Genomic DNA, 21,767 nt, shown 5'->3' on the forward strand with positions numbered 1-21,767 from the left:
TGTATGAAAAACACTGACGATCTCAATAACCAACTGGTAGCCCGCTTAGAAGAAATTACTCAAAGAGGGATCAGCAAAGCTGATATGGCTCGCATTGCAGGAGTTACGCCTCAAGCTGTGAATGGGTGGTTTAAGAAGGGAGTTATCAGTAAGAAGTCCGCCATAGCAATTGCGGAAGCCGCCAACGTGTCCGTTACTTGGTTGTTAGGTGAGAAAGTATCAGAAGATTCAGGCCTCAAGCCTAACGAGAGCAAAATGCTTAACTTATTTAGGCAGCTACCAGAGGCAGAGCAAGAGCGAATGATCGATACCTTTGCACTGCGGTTAAAGGAAATTGATGATTATGTTGAGAAATATCTTCGTGGTCGTTTTAAGGCTAACGACGTGAACTAAGATTTTATTCCCATCCATTGAAACCGGCGTTTGCCGGTTTTTTTTCGCCCTTTTGTCAGAACTTCCCTCCCTTTAGTTTTCCACGACTGATAAAGCAAATGTTTGCCTTGATATCAATTCTCGATTGACACAAACATTAAACCAATGATTTAATCATTTTGTCGAAAACGTCATCAAGGCAGGACGCCCACGAAGTAGCTGCCGGCGGCATACGAATCACCGGATGAGATGGCGAACATTAATGCGCAGCAGTCAGTACCGTTCCGCTTGCCAGCGATAAGGCTAAATGAAGAACCCCCCTGTATCACTGTTACTGGACACAGGGACAGAATGTTGAGGGAAACATTATGAGGATCGAAATAACTAAAGTTGGAGGCAAGGTTTGCTTAGTCATATCCCCTATCAAGTTCTCTGTCGCGGATCGCATAGCTACTGCCATGGAAAACAGCGAAATCGTTGCAGCTCTTGGTGCTTATTTCACAGCCATTGGAGAGGCACCAAACGGAGAACTCGTTGGGCTCTATCTCTATTTTAATAACTTGGATACCGCTACGTTCGTAACGCTCAATCATTTGATTGAAACGGATGAGCCAGTCCCGATAGTCATCAGGTAATACCCACGAATCGGTCAGAACTTCTTTACAGGAATCATACTGTGCGCGGTTCTTAAACCAAAAAACACTTATTGGTCGAGCGGCCATTTTTATGTCCTTGCTGGCTAGATGGGAAATACCAGCTTACCACCGAGCCTGAAATGGAGAAATGACCGGTAAAACAAGGAAACCAAAATGATTGATTTTGCGCGTAAACCAGTGCGGTGTCAGGCCGTACATCTAAATCGCATTGAAGTAATCATTCGACTGATTTGCTACATGCTCGCCCAGAAGGGCGACCCGTCTGCCGACCAACAGACTGCAGTTCGTTCATAACGAGTTTGACCAATGGCTGTTGCCAGCATCAGTAAGGAAGTGACTATGGAATTTGGAATGAAACGTGTGGTGGCATCTGTTCAGGTGGTTGCCATCCTCAACAGGATTTACAACGGCAGCCCTGTTTCCGTCGCATCTATCAGTAAAGAATCAAAGCTGTCTGTGTCTTACCTCGAGCAGATTTTCTCGAAGCTGCGCAGAAGTGAAATCGTCACCAGCCAGCGTGGCGCTGGTGGCGGGTACCACCTTAGCAAAGCAAACCCCAGCGTGGCTGACGTCGTTCGCGCCGTTACTCACACGCCTGATTCATTTGAGCCCGTGCTGAATGCTCTGGAGTGGGTCCCCGTCGCACAGCTGGCGCAGGGAAAATCCCCTACCCCATAAAGCACAAAACCCGCGCAAGGCGGGTTAAGTACCCGGTCAGCCGACCAAAGCTTTCCGGAACGAGTTTTGACCAATAACCACTACCTTAGGCGGCGATCATCAGCTGCCGGGTATCTTACAATCCTATGGAGCCCGAACGCAATGTTAACGTATGCGTATCTTATTAAAGCCAAAGCGAAAGCAACTGAGGCAAAAAACCTGTTTTGCTGGTTCTCTGCGAAATCAGATTCCCGTGCAGAACGCGAAATCCTCAATATTCTCGAAGACAACGATATTGCCGTCGGTCGTGGCGCCGACTATCAATTACCTGTCCGCACCAACTGGTTTGTTGTTGACGATCTTCCTGAGGAAAGCACACTTGATGACACATGGTGCGATCGTTACGAACTGGCAGAAGACCAGCAAACGTGGCAACTGAAACAGAAGCCGGATAATGAAAATCTGGAGGCTTCCAGCCAGCAAAAACCTGAAACCTCCAGTGCCAATGTACCCACCAGCGATGCGCCAGCATTGCTCCGCCCCATATCTCGCCTGCGCCTGTCTCAGCGGCTGATTGCGCACCTGTTAAATGACGGTGAAGAGAAGGAAATCAGTGAAGCACGGCACGTCCAGATCGGGCAAATGGTACTGGACGAAAATGATCTCTATGTACAAAACCTGTTACTGGCCGTTGCGAATGTGCCGTCGGTGAAAGAACTTTCTGCTCATGTTGAGTGGAAGCTGGCAAATGCAATAAAAGAAGTCTTTGACCGTGAGCAGGTCTATACCGTTGCTTCATTTGAGCAATTTATTTCCGAATGGATTGAAGAACCAGAAAAGCGGGCTCTTACCGTTCAGGAGTGGGTTAATGATAAGAAAGCACGAGTTGCGGGTGATGAACATGCCACTCCACCTGTAACGCCAGAGCTTATTACCGTTGCGACTCTGCCGCTACGCCAGCGCCTCTTAGCTCAGTTTATTTCTGAAGAATATGCTTACCATATTGATACTGAGCAGAAGAAAACCATTCAGGAACTCGAGCTGGATGTAGATAACAGCTATGTGCAGAACCTGCTGCTTGCCGCCGAGAATGTAGAACCATTCAGGAAAGCGCCAGAGATCGATATCTGGAAGATCGTCAGCGCGCTGAAAACCGTTTTTCCGGTTGATGGAAAACGAGTTGATCTGGTCACCGTTATTCAGTTCTTTAAGGCCTGGTTCAACACTGAACACATTGACCGTGGGCTGCTGGTTAAAGAGTGGTGTAAAGGCAATCGCGTGTCGCAGATTCAGCGCACTGACTCCGGAACCAACGCTGGCGGCGGCAATGGGACCGATCGCAACCCGGAACTTGTCCACACGCTGGACACTCTGGACATTGATATTGCGCTGGCCACACTTCCAATGGATTTCAACATCTACGATATTCCTGGTGGCGTTTTCCGTCGTGCAAAAGAGATCATTTCTAAAAACGAAAGCCCGTTCAAAGAGTGGTCCGCCGCCCTGCGCAAACGCGCTGGCATTCTGGATTATTCCCGCGCCGCTATTTTCGCGCTTATTCGTAGTGCAGAAGAAAACACTCACCATTTCCCGGAACTGCTGAGCCGTTACATCAACAAAAACCTGACTGAAACCGACCACCAGCACCCAACTGAAGAAACCCTGGCGGCAGCCGGTCACGTACCAGAAAAAAGCTGGGAAAACGAGATTAAAGAGAAGTCCACAGCTGAACAGAAGGCAATAACCGAGCAACCAGAAATCGCCAACATGGGCAACGGTGTTTTCTCCATTGATGGCCTGATGGGTAACCAGCCGGCGCCAGCGCTTTCTGTCGTAGACCAAGTACGCCAGCGCGCCGTCGAAGAAAAATTACATCAAGCCAATACCGAGGAAACCACCAGCGATGTGCAGATGGAAAAAACTGACAACAGCGAAATCAAAGCCAATCCTGATGTGCCTCAGGGCGAAGCAGCAGCTTTGCCAGTTGAAAGCACTGATGCAACTGGTGAGCCTCCAGCTTCCCTGAATAATGACCCCGTTCACCATATAGATACGGATCACCTGAACGCTTTTTATACTCACCTGATGGTTGATTTGGAAACTATGGGCAGCGGTCCTGATGCACCAATAGTCTCTATCGGCGCCGTATATTTTGATCCTTCAACTGGTAACACTGGTGCCGAATTTTACCAGGTTGTCAGTCTTGAATCATCGATGTCGTTTGGCATGAAACCGGATGCGTCAACAATTCAGTGGTGGTTGAAACAATCATCTGAAGCCCGCTCTGCAATTCTGGTTGATGAGGCCATGGGGCTGCGTGAAACCCTTGAACTACTGGCTGACTTTATTGCTGAAAATGCTGCTAACGGCAGTCACACTGTTCAGCTGTGGGGTAATGGATGCTCGTTTGATAACGTCATTCTCCGCCGCGCATATGCATTAACAGAAACTCCTTTTGCTGTTCCGTTCTGGAATGACAGGGACGTAAGGACCATGGTTGAACTGGGTAAATCTGTCGGTATCAACCCGCGTTTCGACATCCCCTTTGAAGGCGACATGCACAATGCGCTTTCTGACGCCCGGCATCAGGTCAAATACGTATCTGTAATCTGGCAGCGCCTAACAAAAAACTGATTTTAGGTTTTCACTTACAGCCAGCTGCAGCATGTACTGTTGTGGCTGGCGGCATCGGAGTTATGTATGTCGCAACTCATTTTCAGCGAAGAGTGGATGGTTGAAGCGCGACTAACAGAAAAGACCGGCTTGTCGGAAAGACAAATTAAAAGTTATCGGTTGAATTTGTGGATCGAAGGCGTGCATTTCAAACATCTGACAGCTCTCGGGGAAACTGACAATTCTAAAGGTCTGCTTTGGTACAACTATCCAAAGATTAACCAATTAGTACAGGAAGCATGATGGACTTTCCAACCGGCGTTGAGCTGCATAATGGAAAAATACGGATCACATTTACCTATCGCGGCAAACGTTGCCGCGAAGTCCTTCGCGGATGGACGGTGAACAGCAGCAACATCAAAAAAGCTGGAAATCTTCGCGCGCTCATAACAAGCGAAATACAGCTCGGTAAGTTCGACTATGCGGAACGTTTCCCGGAATCCAAAGCGCTTAAGAAGTTCATCACAACCAAAAAAATCACCACGTTTAAAGAACTGAGTGATTTTTTTACAGACACCAAAGCCTTAGAGGTATCTGGCGCAACACTGCTATCGCTTACTTCGGTCGTAAATACGTTACTGCGTGTAATCGGAGAAAATACCCGTCTGGTAGATATTGAGCATGCCGATATTTTGCATTACCGAAAGGAGTTATTGACCGGGACAATTATTAACCCGGCAATGCCGAATCTGACCAGGCAGGGCCGCGCGCCCTCAACAGTCAATAAACAGATGGCAGTTTTATCAGAAATGCTTAAGCTCGCAAACCGAAGCCAGTTTATATTGCATGCTCCTTATGAAGGAGTGTCGCGACTCAAGTTATCTAAAAATGATCCCGACCCACTTTTACTTCATGAGTACCAGGCTCTGATAGCCGCCCTTCCCCGTAGCCAGGCATTAATCATTATTGTTGCCGTACATACGGGGATGAGGCCGGGCGAGATATGCGCCCTGGCATGGGAAGACATTGATTTGGTAAAAGGTGAAATCCACGTATCCAGAAGTTTGACGAATAAGCGAGTATTTGTCCCCCCTAAGACAGATGCCGGAATAAGGACGATAACGTTGCTTAAACCTGCGCTGGATGCACTAAAGGAACAATACGAAATCACCGGCGCTAATCCGAAGCAAGAAATTCGATTTCACCATCGGGAGATCGGAAAAACTGAGCAGCAATCTCTTCGCTTCGTTTTTTCACCGACAGCATATTCGTCCAGGAAAGGCAGTTACTTCTCCAAGAACTCGATTGCCTATGGCTGGAAGCGAGGCACTAAACTTGCCAATATCCGCGAAAGGAATCCTTATCAGTCACGGCATACCTACGCATGCTGGACGTTGATGGCCGGAGCGAACCCGTCATTCATAGCGAGTCAGATGGGACATGAAGATGCGCGCATGGTGTACGAGGTTTACTCCAAGTGGATTGGCGATATGAACCAGGATCAGGTCAACATGCTGAACAATCAGATGCCAACGGCATTGCCCCCAGGACGCCCCCACGGGCAAGGGAGCATGAGAAAAGTTATTTAATTTCATAGCGCTGCTTTCAATCCACATAATCAGCGTTACACTATTCATACCGTTATTTTAGGGAGAAAAGATGATGCGCGTATTGGTCGTCGAGGATAATGCTTTATTACGCCACCACCTCAAGGTTCAGTTACAGGATTTAGGGCATCAGGTGGATGATGCAGAAGATGCGAAGGAAGCGGACTATTATCTGAATGAACATTTGCCGGATATCGCGATCGTTGATTTAGGACTCCCCGATGAAGACGGTTTATCCTTGATCCGCCGCTGGCGCAGTAATGAAGTTTCGCTGCCGATTCTGGTGTTAACCGCGCGTGAGGGCTGGCAGGACAAGGTGGAAGTACTCAGCGCCGGCGCTGATGATTACGTCACCAAACCGTTTCACATTGAAGAAGTGGCTGCGCGCATGCAGGCACTGATGCGTCGCAACAGCGGTCTGGCATCGCAAATTATCTCCCTTCCGCCTTTTCAGGTGGACCTCTCTCGCCGCGAGTTATCCGTCAATGATGAAGTTATCAAGCTCACGGCGTTTGAATACACCATTATGGAAACGCTCATCCGTAATAATGGCAAAGTGGTGAGTAAAGATTCGCTCATGCTGCAGCTTTATCCGGATGCCGAGCTGCGTGAAAGTCACACCATTGATGTTTTGATGGGCCGTTTGCGTAAAAAAATTCAGGCGCAATACCCGGATGATGTCATCACCACCGTGCGTGGCCAGGGATATCTTTTTGAACTGCGCTAATGAATAAATTATTGCGTCATTTTTTTCCATTATCGCTGCGGTTGCGCTTTTTACTGGCAACCGCAGGCGTGGTGTTGGTGCTTTCGCTGGCCTACGGCATGGTTGCCCTGGTGGGCTATAGCGTCAGCTTTGATAAGACAACATTCCGCCTGCTACGGGGAGAAAGTAATCTGTTCTATACCCTGGCAAAGTGGGAGAACGGCAAGATAAACATCGAGCTGCCTGAGAATCTCGATATGCAAAGCCCAACAATGTCACTGATCTATAACGAAAGTGGTGAGTTGTTGTGGGCGCAGCGCAATGTTCCCTGGCTGACGCAAAGTATCCAACCGGACTGGCTAAAAACGAACGGCTTTCATGAAATTGAAGCCAATGTAGACGCCACCAGCACCTTACTGGGCGAAGATCACTCTGCTCAGCAACAGTTGAAAGAAGTCAGAGAAGATGACGACGATGCCGAAATGACCCACTCGGTAGCAGTGAACGTCTATCCCGCCACCGCCAGAATGCCGCAACTGACTATTGTGGTTGTCGATACCATTCCTATTGAGCTAAAACGCTCGTATATGGTCTGGAGCTGGTTTATTTATGTGCTGGTCGCCAATCTGTTGCTGGTCATTCCGCTGTTATGGGTGGCCGCCTGGTGGAGCCTACGACCTATTGAATCGCTGGCGCGTGAAGTCCGTGAACTTGAGGAACATCATCGTGAGATGCTAAACCCCGCCACGACGCGCGAACTGACCAGCCTGGTCCGCAATCTTAATCGGCTTTTAAAAAGCGAACGCGAGCGCTACGACAAATACCGCACCACGTTAACGGACCTCACCCACAGCCTGAAAACACCGCTGGCAGTTTTGCAAAGCACGCTCCGCTCAATGCGTAATGAAAAAATGAACGTGAGCGATGCAGAACCCATTATGCTGGAACAAATCAGCCGTATTTCGCAGCAGATAGGCTATTACCTGCATCGCGCCAGTATGCGTGGCAGCAGCGCCCTGCTCAGCCGCGAACTGCATCCGGTCGCGCCGTTACTGGATAAACTCACCTCGGCACTGAATAAAGTGTATCAGCGTAAAGGCGTTAACATTAATCTCGATATCTCACCCGAAATCAGTTTTGTGGGCGAGCAGAACGACTTTGTCGAAGTAATGGGTAACGTGCTGGATAACGCCTGTAAATACTGTCTGGAGTTTGTCGAGATTTCAGCGCAACTGTCCGAGGATCAACTGCATATTCTGGTTGAAGATGATGGCCCCGGTATTCCGCAAAGCAAACGGGAAGTGGTGTTTGACCGTGGACAACGCGTAGATACGCTACGTCCCGGACAAGGCGTCGGCCTGGCGGTGGCGAGAGAAATCACCGAGCAGTATGACGGACAGATTATTGCAGGCGACAGTCTGCTGGGTGGCGCGCGTATGGAAGTTATTTTTGGCCGTCAGCAGCCGGGTCAGAAAGACGAGTAATCGTCGCATGTAATAAATATGTACTGACTTCACGCTTGAGGTTAAGTATCCGTTATAATCGGTTGCAGATACCAGCCTGCGGGATGCTCATTATGGAATACCAACTCACACTTAACTGGCCCGATTTTCTTGAACGTCACTGGCAGAAACGCCCGGTGGTCTTAAAACGCGGGTTTAACAACTTTATTGATCCACTCTCTCCTGACGAACTGGCTGGACTGGCAATGGAAAGCGAAGTCGACAGCCGACTCGTCAGCCACCAGGACGGTAAATGGCAGGTGAGCCACGGTCCGTTCGAAAGCTATGATCATCTCGGCGAGAACAACTGGTCATTGTTAGTGCAGGCGGTCAATCACTGGCATGAGCCAACCGCCGCGCTGATGCGCCCGTTTCGCGAACTGCCGGACTGGCGCATCGACGATCTGATGATCTCCTTCTCCGTACCTGGCGGCGGCGTTGGCCCACACCTGGATCAGTACGATGTGTTTATCATTCAGGGAACCGGACGTCGTCGCTGGCGCGTGGGCGAAAAACTGCAGTTGAAGCAGCACTGCCCTCATCCGGACCTGCTGCAGGTCGACCCGTTTGAAGCCATCATTGATGAAGAGCTGGAACCCGGCGATATCCTGTATATTCCACCAGGATTCCCGCACGAAGGCTATGCGCTGGAAAATGCGATGAACTATTCGGTCGGTTTTCGCGCGCCAAACACTCGCGAGCTGATCAGCGGATTCGCCGATTACGTTTTGCAACGTGAATTGGGCAGCTCGTATTACAGCGATCCTGACCTGCCGCCGCGCGATCACCCGGCTGACGTTCTGCCGCAGGAGATGGACAAGCTGCGCGAAATGATGCTCGGTCTGATTAATCAGCCGGAACATTTCCAGCAGTGGTTTGGCGAGTTTATCTCTCAGTCTCGTCATGAGCTGGATATTGCTCCGCCTGAGCCACCCTATCAGCCAGACGAAATTTACGATGCCCTGAAGCAAGGGGATGTATTAGTGCGTCTGGGTGGGTTGCGCGTATTGCGTATTGGCGACGACGTCTACGCCAACGGTGAGAAAATTGATTCGCCGCATCGTCCTGCCCTGGAAGCGCTGGCCAGCCATATTGTGCTGACAGCTGAGAACTTTGAGGATGCGCTGGAAGATCCGTCTTTCCTTGCCATGCTTGCCGCGCTGGTCAACAGCGGGTACTGGTTCTTCGAAGGATAATGCGGACAGTGCCTGATGCGACGCTACGCGTCTTATCAGGCCTACTGGAGAGCAATATTCCAGGCCGGATGGCCAAGCGCCATCCGGCATCTACCGAGAAATTTACTGCTGCTTCGCGGTTAACTGCGCAATACGCACAATCACCTGCACCGCCTTTTCCATTCCTTCCAGGGTTACAAACTCATGCTTACCATGATAGTTGTAGCCGCCGGTGAACAGATTCGGACACGGTAACCCCATGAATGACAGCTGCGCGCCGTCAGTGCCGCCACGAATGGGTTTCAGCACCGGTTCAATATCGCAATCGCGCATCGCCTTTTGGGCGATATCCAGAACGTGTGGATGCTCAATCACTTTTTCGCGCATATTGTAGTAGCTGTCTTCAATCACCAGTTCGATATAGCAGTCCGGGTGTAACCCTTTGCCGACCTTTTTGGCAATATCCATGATCTTGCGTTTACGCGCTTCAAACTGCTTGCGGTCAAAATCACGGATGATGTAGTGCATATCCGCCCGATCAACCGTCCCTTTCATGCTCGCCAGGTGATAGAAGCCTTCGTAGCCTTCCGTCGTCTCCGGGCTTTCGTCTGCCGGAACTTCCGCATGAATACGCGCCGCCAGCGACAGCGCATTCACCATCACCCCTTTTGCGGTACCGGGATGCACATTGTTGCCGACAATTTTTATATTAACCGACGCGGCGTTGAAGTTTTCAAACTCCAGCTCCCCTACGCCACCGCCATCAACGGTGTAGGCCCACTGCGCATCGAATGCCGCAACGTCAAAATGCTTCGCCCCTTTGCCGACCTCTTCGTCTGGCGTAAAGGCCACGCGGATATCACCGTGCGGAATATCTTTTTGGATAAGCACAGCCAACGCGGTCATGATTTCCGCCACACCTGCTTTATCATCTGCGCCCAGCAGGGTTTTACCGTCTGTGGTGATCAGCGTCTGGCCCAGAAGTTGATGCAGTACCGGAAACATCACCGGCGACAAAACTTCATCACCAATGCCTAACGCAATATCGCCGCCGCGATAGTTTTCAACGATTTGCGGATTAACGTTTTTACCGCTGAAATCCGGTGAGGTATCCACATGGGAAATAAAGCCGATCGCGGGAATATTGCCAGCAACGTTAGCGGGCAGCGTCGCCATCAGCGTCCCCTTTTCGCTCAGTGAAATATTAACCAGCCCCATCTCTTCGAGCTGTTGTTTGAGCAGTTGTAATAACTTCCACTGTCCTTCGGTGCTGGGTACCTGCCGCACGCCCGATTTTGATTGGGTGTCCAGCGACACGTAGTGTAAAAAACGCTCAAGTAGTTTATCCATGCAGTCACCCTCACTTTTTGTGACAACATTATCAATAAGCAACAAAAGACAAATATTGCGTCAGGTCACTTTTATCCCCGCAAATGAGAATATTTCGCCCTGACATCCCCTCTGACTATAGGGCTAAGTCAGTAATTAGCAACAAGGATTGGCGATTACCATGGTTTGCCGTAGAATAACGGCCCTCATTAAGAGTCATCAAGGTGGTTAACCACAAACCCCGCATCGGTCAGCCATCCGTTGCGTTTACATGGGACAGAGTAAAAAATTGAATAAACAACCGCGTTCGCTTTCTCCACTGGTGCAATTAGCGGGAATTCGCAAAAGTTTCGATGGCAAAGAGGTGATTTCCAGCCTGGATTTGACCATCAATAATGGCGAGTTTCTCACGCTGCTCGGCCCCTCTGGCTGCGGTAAAACAACCGTTCTTCGCCTGATAGCCGGCCTGGAAACAGTTGATTCCGGTCATATTATGTTGGACAACCAGGACATCACTCACGTTCCTGCGGAAAACCGCTACGTGAACACCGTCTTCCAAAGCTATGCCTTATTTCCCCACATGACCGTGTTTGAGAATGTAGCTTTTGGCTTACGCATGCAAAAAACGCCCGCAGCCGACATTTCTCCCCGCGTTACCGAAGCTCTACGCATGGTGCAACTGGAAGAGTTCGCCCAGCGAAAACCGCATCAACTCTCCGGTGGACAGCAGCAGCGCGTAGCGATAGCCCGAGCTGTGGTCAACAAACCCCGCTTACTCCTGTTAGATGAATCCCTCTCTGCGCTGGACTACAAACTGCGTAAGCAGATGCAGAACGAACTGAAAGCGCTGCAGCGTAAGCTGGGTATCACTTTTGTCTTTGTCACACACGATCAGGAAGAAGCGCTGACCATGTCAGATCGCATCGTGGTGATGCGCGATGGCAAGATTGAGCAGGACGGTACGCCGCGCGAAATCTACGAAGAGCCGAAAAATCTGTTCGTCGCCGGATTTATCGGCGAGATCAATATGTTTAACGCCACGGTGATAGAACGTCTGGACGAACAGCGTGTTCGTGCTAACGTTGAAGGCCGCGAGTGCAATATTTATGTTAACTTTGCGGTGATTCCCGGGCAGAAGCTGCACGTTCTGTTACGACCTGAAGACTTGCGCGTTGATGAAATCAACGATGATAATCATATCGAAGGCTTGATCGGCTACGTGCGTGAACGCAACTACAAAGGCATGACGCTGGAGTCGGTTGTGGAACTGGAAAATGGCAAGATGGTGATGGTCAGTGAATTCTTCAACGAAGACGACCCTGACTTTGACCACTCTCTCGACCAGAAAATGGCGATTAACTGGGTAGAAAGCTGGGAGGTCGTACTGGCTGATGAAGAACACAAGTAAATTCCAGAGTGTGGTGATTGTCACCATTGTCGGTTGGCTTGTGTTATTTGTCTTTCTGCCCAACCTGATGATCATCGGCACCAGCTTTTTGACCCGCGACGACGCCAATTTCGTCAAAATGGTCTTTACGCTGGAAAACTATACGCGCCTGCTCGATCCGCTCTATTTTGAGGTGCTGGTTCACTCCCTCAATATGGCGCTGATTGCCACGTTCGCCTGTCTGGTTCTCGGTTATCCGTTTGCCTGGTTTTTGGTGAAACTGCCGGAAAAAGTGCGCCCATTGCTGCTGTTCCTGCTGATTGTTCCGTTCTGGACCAACTCGCTTATTCGCATCTACGGACTCAAAATTTTTCTCAGCACCAAAGGCTATCTCAACGAGTTTCTGTTGTGGCTTGGCGTTATTGATACTCCCATTCGCATCATGTTTACCCCCAGCGCAGTGATTATCGGGCTGGTGTACATTCTGCTGCCGTTTATGGTGATGCCGCTCTATTCCAGCATTGAAAAGCTCGATAAACCGCTGCTGGAAGCCGCACGCGATTTAGGCGCCAGTAAACTTCAGACTTTTACCCGCATCATTATTCCGTTGACGATGCCGGGGATTATCGCCGGATGCCTGCTGGTTATGCTGCCCGCAATGGGCCTGTTTTACGTTTCCGACCTAATGGGCGGAGCAAAAAACTTGCTGATTGGCAACGTGATTAAAGTTCAGTTCCTGAACATCCGCGACTGGCCGTTCGGTGCCGCCACCAGTATTACCCTGACCATCGTGATGGGTCTGATGCTGCTGATCTACTGGCGCGCCTCCCGCTTGCTGAACAAGAAGGTGGAACTCGAATGATCGGTCGACTGCTTCGCGGCGGTTTTATGACCGCTATCTACGCGTATCTGTATATTCCAATCATTATCTTGATTGTGAACTCCTTTAACAGCTCGCGCTTTGGTATCAACTGGCAGGGTTTCACCACCAAATGGTACGGCCTGCTGATGAATAACGACAGTCTGCTGCAGGCGGCGCAGCACTCGCTGACGATGGCGGTGCTCTCCGCCACGTTCGCCACGCTGATCGGCTCACTTACAGCGGTCGCACTGTACCGCTACCGCTTTCGTGGCAAACCGTTTGTCAGCGGCATGCTGTTCGTGGTGATGATGTCGCCGGATATCGTGATGGCGATTTCTTTACTGGTGCTGTTTATGCTGATCGGTATTCAGCTCGGTTTCTGGTCGCTGCTGTTCTCGCATATCACTTTTTGTCTGCCTTTTGTGGTGGTGACGGTTTACTCACGCCTGAAAGGTTTTGATGTACGCATGCTTGAGGCAGCCAAAGATCTCGGCGCCAGTGAAGTGACTATTCTGCGCAAGATCATACTACCACTGGCTATGCCTGCCGTAGCTGCAGGCTGGCTACTGAGCTTTACGTTGTCGATGGATGATGTCGTCGTTTCGTCCTTCGTTACCGGGCCGGGTTATGAAATTCTGCCATTAAAAATCTACTCGATGGTTAAGGTCGGCGTATCACCAGAGGTGAACGCGCTGGCGACCATTTTGTTGGTTCTGTCGCTGGTTATGGTGATCGCCAGCCAGCTTATTGCACGTGATAAAACCAAGGGCCGCTAAGGCCCTTAATTCAGGGGACGTTAAATGATGAAAAAATGGTCACGCCACCTGCTCGCGGCGGGTGCTCTGGCACTGGGCATGAGCGCCGCTCACGCGAATGACAACAACACGCTCTATTTCTATAACTGGACCGAGTATGTCCCGCCTGGGCTGCTGGAGCAGTTCACCAAAGAGACCGGCATTAAGGTTATCTATTCGACCTACGAGTCGAATGAAACCATGTACGCCAAGCTCAAAACCTATAAAGACGGCGCATACGATCTGGTGGTACCGTCCACCTATTATGTCGACAAAATGCGCAAAGAAGGCATGATCCAGCAGATCGACAAGTCGACGTTAACCAACTTCCACAACCTCGACCCGGAAATGCTCAATAAGCCGTTTGACCCGAACAATGACTACTCCATCCCGTATATCTGGGGTGCGACGGCCATTGGCGTTAACAGCGATGCCATCGACCCGAAAACCGTAACCAGTTGGGCCGATCTGTGGAAACCGGAGTACAAAGGCAGCCTGTTGTTAACGGATGATGCGCGTGAAGTGTTCCAGATGGCGCTGCGCAAACTGGGATATTCCGGCAATACCACCAACCCTAAAGAGATTGAAGCCGCCTATAACGAGTTGAAGAAGCTGATGCCTAACGTCGCGGCGTTTAACTCTGACAACCCGGCCAACCCGTATATGGAAGGCGAAGTTAATCTGGGAATGGTGTGGAACGGCTCCGCGTATGTGGCGCGCCAGGCGGGTACTCCACTGGAAGTGGTATGGCCAAAAGAAGGTGGCATTTTCTGGATGGACAGCCTTTCTATACCGGCTAACGCCAAAAACAAAGAAGGTGCGCTGAAGCTGATTAACTTCCTGCTGCGCCCGGACGTGGCGAAAGAAGTTGCGGAAACTATTGGTTATCCGACGCCAAACCTGGCAGCACGTAAGCTGTTAAGTCCTGAAGTCGCGAATGATAAAACGCTCTACCCTGACGCAGAAACCATCAACAAAGGGGAATGGCAGAACGATGTCGGTTCCGCCAGCGCTATCTATGAAGAGTATTATCAGAAGCTGAAAGCAGGACGCTAATACTCGTGCAACCCGGCAGGCCTCGCTGCGCCGGGTTGCTACCTGCCAACCCGACTTTTACGTCTTTCGACTGACTCCCGCTCTCCAGTTTCTGGCTATGCTTACAGTATTCCAGGTCGGCTTCTGAGGCTTCCAATGGCAACGCTCTGGCTGATACTTGAATTGGCTAATCTGATCGTATTTACGTTGGTGATCTTCCCTCGTAAACAGCCGGTAAACGCTCGTCCTTTGCTGCCCATCACCGCAACCCGCCTGCTACGACTCACTTTTTTAATACCGATCCTGGTTTTTGGCTACAGCCTGTTTTTCAATCATCAGATTGGCCCGGTGGAGTGGGGATGTCTCATTCTGGCGATCGTCGGTAACGCGCTGGTCATCAAAGGAAAATGGGATTTAGGTGAAAGCCACACGTGGACAGGCTACTATTTACCCAGCGCCAAACGGGTTACGCGCGGTATTTTTGCCTGGATTGCACACCCCATGTATACCGGAATTATTCTGGTGATTATCTCGTGCAGCCTCGTCTACATTACCCGGCTACCCGTGTGGCTGAGCGCGTTAGCGCTGATCTGTTGTTTTTACATCGCAGGATTTTTGATTATGGCGGCCCTGCGTGAGGACCGCCAGCTTGTACAAACTTAAGCAGTATTGCCCGGATAGCCGTTACAGTCCTTTCAATAACTTCTCAACAAACTCAGGCACCACCTGGCTTGCCGGACCGTAATACTTCTCTTCAAATTCGCTTCCCACCTGGCTCGGTTCGAGATTGAGCTCTACCGTATGCGCCCCGTGCAGTCGTGCCTCATGCACAAAACCCGCTGCCGGATAAACATGACCCGATGTGCCAATGGCAATAAACACATCCGCCATTGCCAGCGCCATATAAATTTCATCCATGCCCAGTGGCATTTCACCAAACCACACCACGTGGGGTCTTAGCGGCGCAGGAAACTGGCAGCAATGACATTTATCTTCCGGGGTCACATCGCCCGTCCACTCCAGGATCTGCCCGCTTTGCGAACAGCGAACCTTCAGCAGTTCGCCGTGCATATGGATAACGTTCTGGCTGCCTGCACGTTCATGCAGGTTATCAATGTTCTGCGTCACCAGTAAAAAACGGTCGCCCAGCTCGGCTTCGAGTTTTGCCAGCGCGATATGCGCCGCATTAGGCTGGATTTCTGGCTGCTGCAACTGATGGCGACGGGCGTTATAAAACGACTGAACCAGTTCCGGGTTTCGACTAAATCCTTCCGGAGTCGCAACGTCCTCGACCCGATGTTCTTCCCAGAGACCATCCGCCGCGCGGAATGTTCGAATTCCTGACTCAGCGGAGATTCCCGCCCCCGTCAGTACCAGCACTCTTGGTTTTTCCATCAATTCAGGCACCACTCTGTCTCTGAAAAAGATTCGTTGACGCAGGCGATCGCGCAAATGGCGTTTATTTTTACGAAAGCGGCTTAACCGATGACCCCGACGCGACAGCATAACAACCTCTTTGTATTAATCGGTAAGATGTAGGAAAGCGGCCCCGCGCATCCCGCCCGCATCACCGTGCCGTGCCTGCTCAATACGCGGCACCCGGGCAACCGGCAGCAGATGACGTGGCAGTCGGTCCGCCAGTTGCGTCGTAATAGCGGTAAAATTCGACAAGCCTCCGCCAATCACCACCAAATCGGGATCGACGATAGTCAGGATATTGCCAAGACACACCGCCAGCAAATCCAGATAGCGTTCAACGTGGGCACGCGCTTGTTCATCACCCTGCTCCCACAGTGCGATAATTTCACGGGCATCCAGCGGTTGATGGTAGTAATGCTGGTACAACCACGCAAATCCACCGCCGGAAAGATAGCTTTCGATGCATCCCAGTTGACCGCATCCACAGCGGCGCAGCGGGAAATCAAAGCCCATCAGCGTCAGCGCATCGACTGGCAAACGAATATGACCAAACTCGCCGGTGATATAGCTGCGTCCGGTAATGGATTTCCCGTTAAGCACCAGACCGCCGCCGACGCCCGTGCCGAGGATCAACCCCATCACGAGCGGATATTGGGTAAACTCGTCATCCCAGGCTTCGGAGAGGGCAAAACAGTTCGCATCGTTGTCCAGACGCACATCGCGGTCAAGGCGAGCGCTGAGATCGGCGCGGAGCGGTTTACCACTGGCGGCAGGAACGTTGGCCGCGTACAGCGTGCCGTCTTCCGTTTCCGGCATGCCAGGAATGCCAATGCCAACCGAACCTTTGACACCAAATCGCTGGTCCGCTTCCGTTACCAGATTGCAGACCGCATCAAGGAAAGCATCGTAGCTGTCACGAGGTGTAGGCACGCGAGTCTCCCACTGCAGACGACGTTGCTTATCAAACACGCCCAGCGCAATTTTGGTCCCGCCGATGTCAAATCCGTAATACATCACCGCTCCTTGATACACGTCATCCTTCAAGATGCCTCTGCGTTGTCTACGCCTTGATGCAGCATGAATGCTTTAGTGTATTTTTGTTGTTATTGGCCGCTAAGCACTCTCGCAGGATCAATATTGCTGGCGCGACGCGCCGGATACCAACTTGCCAAAAGACTCAGCACGAGTGCTGTCACCAGCACGTAAATCACATCCAGCCAGTGTAATTCCGATGGCAGGAAGTCAATGAAATAGATATCACCGGACAGGAACTGATGCCCGATAAGCGCTTCAATCCCGTTTATTATCGGCGTCAGTTGCAACGAGACAATCACCCCAATAACGACGCCTATCAGGCTACCGAAAAGCCCCGCCAGCAGGCCGTACCAGACAAAAATGGCACGGATCAACCCATCTTTCGCCCCGAGGGTTCTTAATACCGCAATATCGCCGCTTTTGTCTTTTACCGCCATCACTAACGTGGAAACGATATTAAAACAGGCCACGCCAATCACCAGCACCATCGCCAGATACATAATGGCGCGGATCATTTGGATATCACGATACATATAACCGTAAGTACCGATCCAGCTCTTAATATAAACATAGTTATTGGTGACTTCACCTGCGTCTCGCACCAGTTTATTGGCGTTAAACACGTCGTTAACTTTCAGCGCGATCCCGGAAACACTGGTTCCCATGTCCAGGTATTGCTGCGCATCTTCCATTGGGATCATGGCAAAGCTGTGATCGAGCTGACCGCTCAGTTGCAGGATCCCCGTAACGTGCAAACGCACGCGTTTAGGCTGCTGTAACTTATGATCCGCACTGGCGTTAGGGATCATAATCGACACCCAGTCGCCCTGCTTCACCTTCAGCGCATCGGCAATACCCTTACCAATGATGATTTGTTGCTCACCGGCTTTGAAATTATCCCAGGCGTGGTTTTGCACGAAGGATGGCAGCGCGCTTAAACGCTGTTCCTGTTTTGGGTCAACGCCCTTCACCTGCACCGCGCGTAGGTTCGCCCCACTCTCCACCAGTCCGGTAAAGTTAATATAAGGTGCCGCAGCGACAATACCCGGCACCTTTTGTACCTTCTCGAGCGCTTCCTGCCAGTTATTCCACGGCTGATTTACAGCTTCAATCTCTCCGTGAGGGACTACGGCCAGAATACGGTTGTTAAGCTCACGTTCAAATCCGTTCATGGCGCTTAAACCGACGATCAACACCGCCACGCCCAACGCGATACCAACGGTGGATATCACGGAAATCAACGAAACCATACCGCCACGCCGCCGACCACGACTAAAGCGCAGACCAATCAATAATGATAAAGGCGAAGCCATTACTCAGCTCCCATCAGGCTCAGTTCAGCCGTCAGGCGACCATCGCGCATCTCAAGCTGACGGCTCATCCGCTTCGCCAACTGCAGATCGTGCGTCACTACCAGGAATGCCGTACCCTGAGAGCGGTTCAGCTCACCCAGAAGTTCGAAAATGCTGTCCGCGTTACGCGCATCAAGGTTACCCGTTGGTTCATCTGCCAGAACCAGGCGCGGGTTATTTACCAACGCACGGGCGATGGCCACGCGCTGGCGTTCCCCGCCAGACAGTTCGGATGGGCGATGACTGGCACGATGGTCCAGCCCTACCGCTTTCAACATATCCCGCGCGCGCTCGGTGATTTCAGCCGGTTTTTTCTTGCCGATCAACAGCGGCATCGCCACGTTTTCCAGCGCGGTAAAGTCCGGCAGCAAATGGTGGAACTGGTAAATAAAGCCCAGCTTCTGATTGCGCAGTTCCGCTTTCGCCGCCGACGAGAGCTTGCTCATTGGCTGACCGCTAAAAATGACGTCGCCGGAAGTCGGCGTATCCAGCCCGCCCAACAGATGCAGCAGCGTACTCTTACCGGAGCCGGAGCTGCCGACAATCGCCATCATCTCACCTTCGCCGACGCAAAAACTGACATCGTGCAGTACATCGGTCTGCACAGTGCCTTCCTGATAGCGTTTGCACAGGTTGTCGCATTGCAACAGGATCTTATTCATAACGTAAAGCCTCAGCGGGTTGAGTGGCGGCAGCGCGCCAGGAAGGATAAAGCGTAGACAGCAACGCGATGGCCATCGCCACCAGCGCAATAACGATAACCTGCAGCGGCTCGATGGCGACCGGCAGCGCAGCGCCATCCAGAAGCACGCCGATAATGGGCATCAGGTTGTTCAGTTGGCTGGCAAGCAATGCGCCCAGCACAGCGCCCAACAGCGCGCCAATAATCCCGGCACTGGCCCCCTGAACCATAAACACCATCATTATCTGCCGCGGCGTCAGCCCCTGCGTTTGTAGAATCGCCACTTCCCCTTGCTTCTCCATTACCATCAGACCCAGTGAGGTAATAATATTAAAAGCCGCCACCGCCACGATCAGGCTAAGCAGCAGCCCCATCATGTTCTTTTCCATGCGCACGGCCTGGAACAATTCCCCTTTGCGCTCGCGCCAGTCCTGCCATTTAGTACCTTGCGGCAGCGTTTGCTGGCTCAGCGTGTCAACCTTCAGCGGCTCGTTCAGCCACAGACGCCAGCCGGTGATATTACCCACCGGATAGCGCATCAGCCGTGAGGCATCCTGAATGTTGGTTAGCATCTGGTAGCCGTCGACTTCGCTGTTGGCGGCGAAGGTGCCAATTACCGTAAACAGACGCTGGCTCGGCAGACGCCCCATTGGCGTAAACTGACTGGCCGAGGGCACCATCACGCGAATTTGATCGCCACGATTAACGCCCAACTGTCCGGCAAGCTGCTCTCCGAGGATGACATTATACTTACCTGGCTGCAGATCTGTTTGCTTCACATTGACCAGATACGGCGTTAACGGATCTTTTTGCGCCGGATCGATACCCAGCATCACACCGACCGCCACGCTACGCGCACTTTGCAGCACCACATCTCCCGTAGTTATAGGCGCAACGCGGTTGACGCCGTTCAACACCACCGCTTTTTCTGGCAGTTGCTGCGGGTTGAGCGAACCCTGTTCAGACGAGAGAACGGCCTGAGGCATCAGGCCAAGAATATTGTTTTGCAGCTCGCGCTCAAAACCGTTCATCACCGACAACACCGTGACCAGCGCCATTACCCCGAGAGTAATGCCAATGGTGGAGAGCCAGGAAACGAAGCGACCGAAGCGATCTGCTGCACGCCCACGCATATAACGCAGGCCGATGAATAGAGCGACAGGTTGGTACATGAAATCCGTCTGGTTGCTGTTAGCAAAGTCACGAGTATATAAGCGAAAGCGGAATGGGTAAATGACTGAACCGTAAGTGTTCGTCAGCACTATTCCTAAAAGTATAAATAAATCAATCCGCTAAAGTTGTCCCTCCGCCCTTCAGTCCGGGTCCCTGATCTTTATCTTAAAAAAACAAAAAGCAGACAGTTACGCATTACAGCGCGCAGCGGGTTGCGCAGGATGGCAGGCTATAGCAATCAATATGGATACGCCGTCTCAATGAGTAAAAAAGAACTATGGATTAATCAGATCAAAGGGTTATGTATTTGTCTGGTGGTGATTTACCACTCGGTAATCACGTTTTACCCGCACCTCATCACCTTTCAGCATCCGCTTTCAGAGATGCTGAGCAAATGCTGGATTTACCTCAATTTGTACCTGGCGCCGTTTCGCATGCCGGTGTTTTTCTTTATTTCGGGGTATCTAATCCGTCGCTACATCGATAGCGTCCCATGGACAACCTGCGTGGATAAACGGATCTGGAGTATTGCCTGGGTGCTGGTGATCTGGGGGGTAATGCAATGGCTGGCGTTAGTGACTCTCAATAACTGGTTGGCTCCACAGCGCGATCTGAGCCATGCAGCCAACGCTGCCTATGCCGGTTCGATCGCGGGTTTCACCCACGGGATGCTGACCGCCAGCACCAGCCTGTGGTATCTGTATGCACTGATTGTCTATTTTGTACTGTGTAAAATTTTCAGCCGTTGGGCGGTGCCGCTGTTGGCGTTATTTGTGGTGCTGAGCGTGGCTATCAATTTTGTCCCAACGCCGTGGTGGGGAATGAACAGCGTGATTCGCAATTTGCCCTGGTATAGCCTCGGCGCGTGGTTTGGCGCAACGCTGTTGGTGTGGATCAAGGAGGTGCCCCTGCGCCGCCATGCAATCATTTTTCTGGTTAGCGCAATCGCCGCCGTCATCGCGTGGCTGGCAAATGTGTCACTATTGCTTTCTCTTCTTTCCATTGTGCTAATCATGAAGCTGTTTTATCAATTTGAACGCCGCTTTGGCATGCGCGCATCCAGTCCGCTAAGCGTGATTGGCGCCAATACCATCGCCATCTACACCACTCACCGTATTCTGGTTGAACTGTTCAGCTTAACGCTAATCCCCAAAATTAATCATGCCGTCTGGCCTGCATACACGGAGCTGGCCCTGCTGCTGGTGTATCCGTTCGCCTGCCTGCTGCTGTGCACCCTGTTTGGCCTGTTGGTGCGTAAAATCTCACAGAAAACCGTGGCCGATCTGCTCTTTTCTCCACCCTCTTTATCGACCGCCTCGCGCTAACCCCAACGCGCATTTTGCCCCCATTCGGGGGCGAATCAATTTGCTTATGAGAAACGATCACGGATAATAAAGAACATTGCTTATCA

The 21,767-nt window shown here is 51.3% G+C and carries 21 protein-coding genes and 1 pseudogene; 15 read left to right on the plus strand and 7 right to left on the minus strand.

Annotation, left to right across the window (positions count from 1 at the left end; translation table 11 throughout):
* The first annotated feature begins 3 nt into the window (after window positions 1–3).
* Entirely contained in the window at window positions 4–393 is a 390-nt protein-coding gene (locus OGW16_RS03160; protein WP_032949520.1) for a helix-turn-helix domain-containing protein, read from the plus strand.
* A gap of 386 nt (window positions 394–779) precedes the next feature.
* On the opposite strand, the gene OGW16_RS03165 is transcribed toward OGW16_RS03160, so the two are convergent.
* Window positions 780–1,094 carry a hypothetical protein gene (locus OGW16_RS03165; protein ID WP_071681809.1) on the minus strand — a complete coding sequence of 105 codons (315 nt, stop codon included), beginning with the start codon at window positions 1,092–1,094 and terminating at the stop codon, window positions 780–782.
* An 84-nt stretch (window positions 1,095–1,178) separates the two neighbouring features.
* Here OGW16_RS03165 and OGW16_RS03170 point away from each other — a divergent pair.
* The 8 genes and pseudogenes from OGW16_RS03170 to roxA form a co-directional block, all read left to right on the plus strand.
* Window positions 1,179–1,322 (plus strand): annotated as a pseudogene (locus OGW16_RS03170) (hypothetical protein); the annotation flags it as partial.
* Between the two features lie 45 nt (window positions 1,323–1,367).
* The gene (locus OGW16_RS03175; protein WP_225624057.1) at window positions 1,368–1,706 is read left to right on the plus strand and encodes an RrF2 family transcriptional regulator; all 339 of its coding nucleotides are present in this window, start codon (window positions 1,368–1,370) and stop codon (window positions 1,704–1,706) included.
* Between the two features lie 141 nt (window positions 1,707–1,847).
* Window positions 1,848–4,319 carry a 3'-5' exonuclease gene (locus OGW16_RS03180; RefSeq protein ID WP_286517848.1) on the plus strand — a complete coding sequence of 824 codons (2,472 nt, stop codon included), beginning with the start codon at window positions 1,848–1,850 and terminating at the stop codon, window positions 4,317–4,319.
* Window positions 4,320–4,385: 66 nt separating this feature from the next.
* Window positions 4,386–4,601, plus strand: coding sequence for an excisionase family protein (gene xisR / locus OGW16_RS03185; protein WP_003832298.1), 216 nt, complete (start codon window positions 4,386–4,388; stop codon window positions 4,599–4,601).
* Window positions 4,601–5,887, plus strand: a complete 1,287-nt coding sequence (locus tag OGW16_RS03190) for a site-specific integrase (RefSeq protein WP_048235615.1) — start codon at window positions 4,601–4,603, stop codon at window positions 5,885–5,887. The genes xisR and OGW16_RS03190 overlap by 1 nt, the downstream gene beginning before the upstream one ends.
* A gap of 73 nt (window positions 5,888–5,960) precedes the next feature.
* Window positions 5,961–6,632, plus strand: a complete 672-nt coding sequence (gene phoP / locus OGW16_RS03195) for a two-component system response regulator PhoP (RefSeq protein WP_003846709.1) — start codon at window positions 5,961–5,963, stop codon at window positions 6,630–6,632.
* Window positions 6,632–8,095, plus strand: coding sequence for a two-component system sensor histidine kinase PhoQ (phoQ, locus tag OGW16_RS03200; protein WP_043015991.1), 1,464 nt, complete (start codon window positions 6,632–6,634; stop codon window positions 8,093–8,095). The genes phoP and phoQ overlap by 1 nt, the downstream gene beginning before the upstream one ends.
* 92 nt (window positions 8,096–8,187) lie before the next feature.
* The gene (gene roxA, locus OGW16_RS03205; protein ID WP_267440945.1) at window positions 8,188–9,309 is read left to right on the plus strand and encodes a [50S ribosomal protein L16]-arginine 3-hydroxylase; all 1,122 of its coding nucleotides are present in this window, start codon (window positions 8,188–8,190) and stop codon (window positions 9,307–9,309) included.
* Between the two features lie 102 nt (window positions 9,310–9,411).
* Here the strand turns inward: roxA and pepT are convergent, their stop codons facing one another.
* Window positions 9,412–10,638: a peptidase T gene (gene pepT / locus OGW16_RS03210; protein WP_043015990.1), complete on the minus strand. Its 1,227-nt coding sequence runs from the start codon at window positions 10,636–10,638 to the stop codon at window positions 9,412–9,414.
* Window positions 10,639–10,888: 250 nt separating this feature from the next.
* Between pepT and potA the strand changes: the two genes are divergently transcribed.
* The 5 genes from potA (at window position 10,889) to OGW16_RS03235 (ending at window position 15,358) form a co-directional block, all read left to right on the plus strand.
* Window positions 10,889–12,025, plus strand: coding sequence for a spermidine/putrescine ABC transporter ATP-binding protein PotA (gene potA / locus OGW16_RS03215; protein ID WP_043015989.1), 1,137 nt, complete (start codon window positions 10,889–10,891; stop codon window positions 12,023–12,025).
* Entirely contained in the window at window positions 12,009–12,866 is an 858-nt protein-coding gene (gene potB, locus OGW16_RS03220; protein WP_043015988.1) for a spermidine/putrescine ABC transporter permease PotB, read from the plus strand. Before potA ends, potB begins: the two co-directional genes overlap by 17 nt.
* Entirely contained in the window at window positions 12,863–13,642 is a 780-nt protein-coding gene (gene potC / locus OGW16_RS03225; protein ID WP_003030794.1) for a spermidine/putrescine ABC transporter permease PotC, read from the plus strand. The genes potB and potC overlap by 4 nt, the downstream gene beginning before the upstream one ends.
* A gap of 27 nt (window positions 13,643–13,669) precedes the next feature.
* Entirely contained in the window at window positions 13,670–14,716 is a 1,047-nt protein-coding gene (gene potD, locus OGW16_RS03230; protein ID WP_286517912.1) for a spermidine/putrescine ABC transporter substrate-binding protein PotD, read from the plus strand.
* Window positions 14,717–14,851: 135 nt separating this feature from the next.
* The gene (locus OGW16_RS03235; RefSeq protein WP_087052710.1) at window positions 14,852–15,358 is read left to right on the plus strand and encodes a methyltransferase family protein; all 507 of its coding nucleotides are present in this window, start codon (window positions 14,852–14,854) and stop codon (window positions 15,356–15,358) included.
* Between the two features lie 21 nt (window positions 15,359–15,379).
* Here OGW16_RS03235 and cobB read toward each other — a convergent pair whose 3' ends face one another.
* From cobB to lolC, 5 genes are all read right to left on the minus strand, one after another.
* Window positions 15,380–16,201, minus strand: coding sequence for a Sir2 family NAD+-dependent deacetylase (cobB, locus tag OGW16_RS03240; RefSeq protein WP_003832281.1), 822 nt, complete (start codon window positions 16,199–16,201; stop codon window positions 15,380–15,382).
* A gap of 15 nt (window positions 16,202–16,216) precedes the next feature.
* Entirely contained in the window at window positions 16,217–17,128 is a 912-nt protein-coding gene (gene nagK, locus OGW16_RS03245; protein WP_043015985.1) for an N-acetylglucosamine kinase, read from the minus strand.
* 89 nt (window positions 17,129–17,217) lie between these two features.
* Window positions 17,218–18,462, minus strand: a complete 1,245-nt coding sequence (gene lolE / locus OGW16_RS03250) for a lipoprotein-releasing ABC transporter permease subunit LolE (protein ID WP_181230522.1) — start codon at window positions 18,460–18,462, stop codon at window positions 17,218–17,220.
* Window positions 18,462–19,163, minus strand: a complete 702-nt coding sequence (gene lolD / locus OGW16_RS03255; RefSeq protein WP_003832278.1) for a lipoprotein-releasing ABC transporter ATP-binding protein LolD — start codon at window positions 19,161–19,163, stop codon at window positions 18,462–18,464. Before lolD ends, lolE begins: the two co-directional genes overlap by 1 nt.
* A complete protein-coding gene (gene lolC, locus OGW16_RS03260) occupies window positions 19,156–20,355 on the minus strand; it encodes a lipoprotein-releasing ABC transporter permease subunit LolC (RefSeq protein WP_003030806.1) in 1,200 nt (399 codons plus the stop codon). Before lolC ends, lolD begins: the two co-directional genes overlap by 8 nt.
* A gap of 261 nt (window positions 20,356–20,616) precedes the next feature.
* On the opposite strand from lolC, the gene OGW16_RS03265 reads away from it, so the two are divergent.
* A complete protein-coding gene (locus OGW16_RS03265; protein WP_043015983.1) occupies window positions 20,617–21,681 on the plus strand; it encodes an acyltransferase family protein in 1,065 nt (354 codons plus the stop codon).
* Window positions 21,682–21,767: the final 86 nt, after the last annotated feature.

The sequence above is a fragment of the Citrobacter sp. Ce104 genome (assembly GCF_030334595.1).
In the GTDB taxonomy this organism is placed as follows: Bacteria; Pseudomonadota; Gammaproteobacteria; order Enterobacterales; family Enterobacteriaceae; genus Citrobacter; species Citrobacter europaeus.

What these genes read in the sequence shown, in the direction of transcription:
- potC (WP_003030794.1), top strand. Translation starts at nt 12,863, where the DNA reads ATGATCGGTCGACTGCTTCGCGGCGGTTTTATGACCGCTATCTACGCG.
- xisR (WP_003832298.1), top strand. Translation starts at nt 4,386, where the DNA reads ATGTCGCAACTCATTTTCAGCGAAGAGTGGATGGTTGAAGCGCGACTA.
- lolC (WP_003030806.1), bottom strand. Translation starts at nt 20,355, where the DNA reads ATGTACCAACCTGTCGCTCTATTCATCGGCCTGCGTTATATGCGTGGG.
- potB (WP_043015988.1), top strand. Translation starts at nt 12,009, where the DNA reads ATGAAGAACACAAGTAAATTCCAGAGTGTGGTGATTGTCACCATTGTC.
- potA (WP_043015989.1), top strand. Translation starts at nt 10,889, where the DNA reads ATGGGACAGAGTAAAAAATTGAATAAACAACCGCGTTCGCTTTCTCCA.
- OGW16_RS03160 (WP_032949520.1), top strand. Translation starts at nt 4, where the DNA reads ATGAAAAACACTGACGATCTCAATAACCAACTGGTAGCCCGCTTAGAA.
- lolD (WP_003832278.1), bottom strand. Translation starts at nt 19,163, where the DNA reads ATGAATAAGATCCTGTTGCAATGCGACAACCTGTGCAAACGCTATCAG.
- nagK (WP_043015985.1), bottom strand. Translation starts at nt 17,128, where the DNA reads ATGTATTACGGATTTGACATCGGCGGGACCAAAATTGCGCTGGGCGTG.
- phoQ (WP_043015991.1), top strand. Translation starts at nt 6,632, where the DNA reads ATGAATAAATTATTGCGTCATTTTTTTCCATTATCGCTGCGGTTGCGC.
- lolE (WP_181230522.1), bottom strand. Translation starts at nt 18,462, where the DNA reads ATGGCTTCGCCTTTATCATTATTGATTGGTCTGCGCTTTAGTCGTGGT.
- roxA (WP_267440945.1), top strand. Translation starts at nt 8,188, where the DNA reads ATGGAATACCAACTCACACTTAACTGGCCCGATTTTCTTGAACGTCAC.
- OGW16_RS03265 (WP_043015983.1), top strand. Translation starts at nt 20,617, where the DNA reads ATGAGTAAAAAAGAACTATGGATTAATCAGATCAAAGGGTTATGTATT.
- OGW16_RS03175 (WP_225624057.1), top strand. Translation starts at nt 1,368, where the DNA reads ATGGAATTTGGAATGAAACGTGTGGTGGCATCTGTTCAGGTGGTTGCC.
- OGW16_RS03165 (WP_071681809.1), bottom strand. Translation starts at nt 1,094, where the DNA reads ATGGCCGCTCGACCAATAAGTGTTTTTTGGTTTAAGAACCGCGCACAG.
- OGW16_RS03235 (WP_087052710.1), top strand. Translation starts at nt 14,852, where the DNA reads ATGGCAACGCTCTGGCTGATACTTGAATTGGCTAATCTGATCGTATTT.
- OGW16_RS03180 (WP_286517848.1), top strand. Translation starts at nt 1,848, where the DNA reads ATGTTAACGTATGCGTATCTTATTAAAGCCAAAGCGAAAGCAACTGAG.
- OGW16_RS03190 (WP_048235615.1), top strand. Translation starts at nt 4,601, where the DNA reads ATGGACTTTCCAACCGGCGTTGAGCTGCATAATGGAAAAATACGGATC.
- cobB (WP_003832281.1), bottom strand. Translation starts at nt 16,201, where the DNA reads ATGCTGTCGCGTCGGGGTCATCGGTTAAGCCGCTTTCGTAAAAATAAA.
- pepT (WP_043015990.1), bottom strand. Translation starts at nt 10,638, where the DNA reads ATGGATAAACTACTTGAGCGTTTTTTACACTACGTGTCGCTGGACACC.
- potD (WP_286517912.1), top strand. Translation starts at nt 13,670, where the DNA reads ATGAAAAAATGGTCACGCCACCTGCTCGCGGCGGGTGCTCTGGCACTG.
- phoP (WP_003846709.1), top strand. Translation starts at nt 5,961, where the DNA reads ATGCGCGTATTGGTCGTCGAGGATAATGCTTTATTACGCCACCACCTC.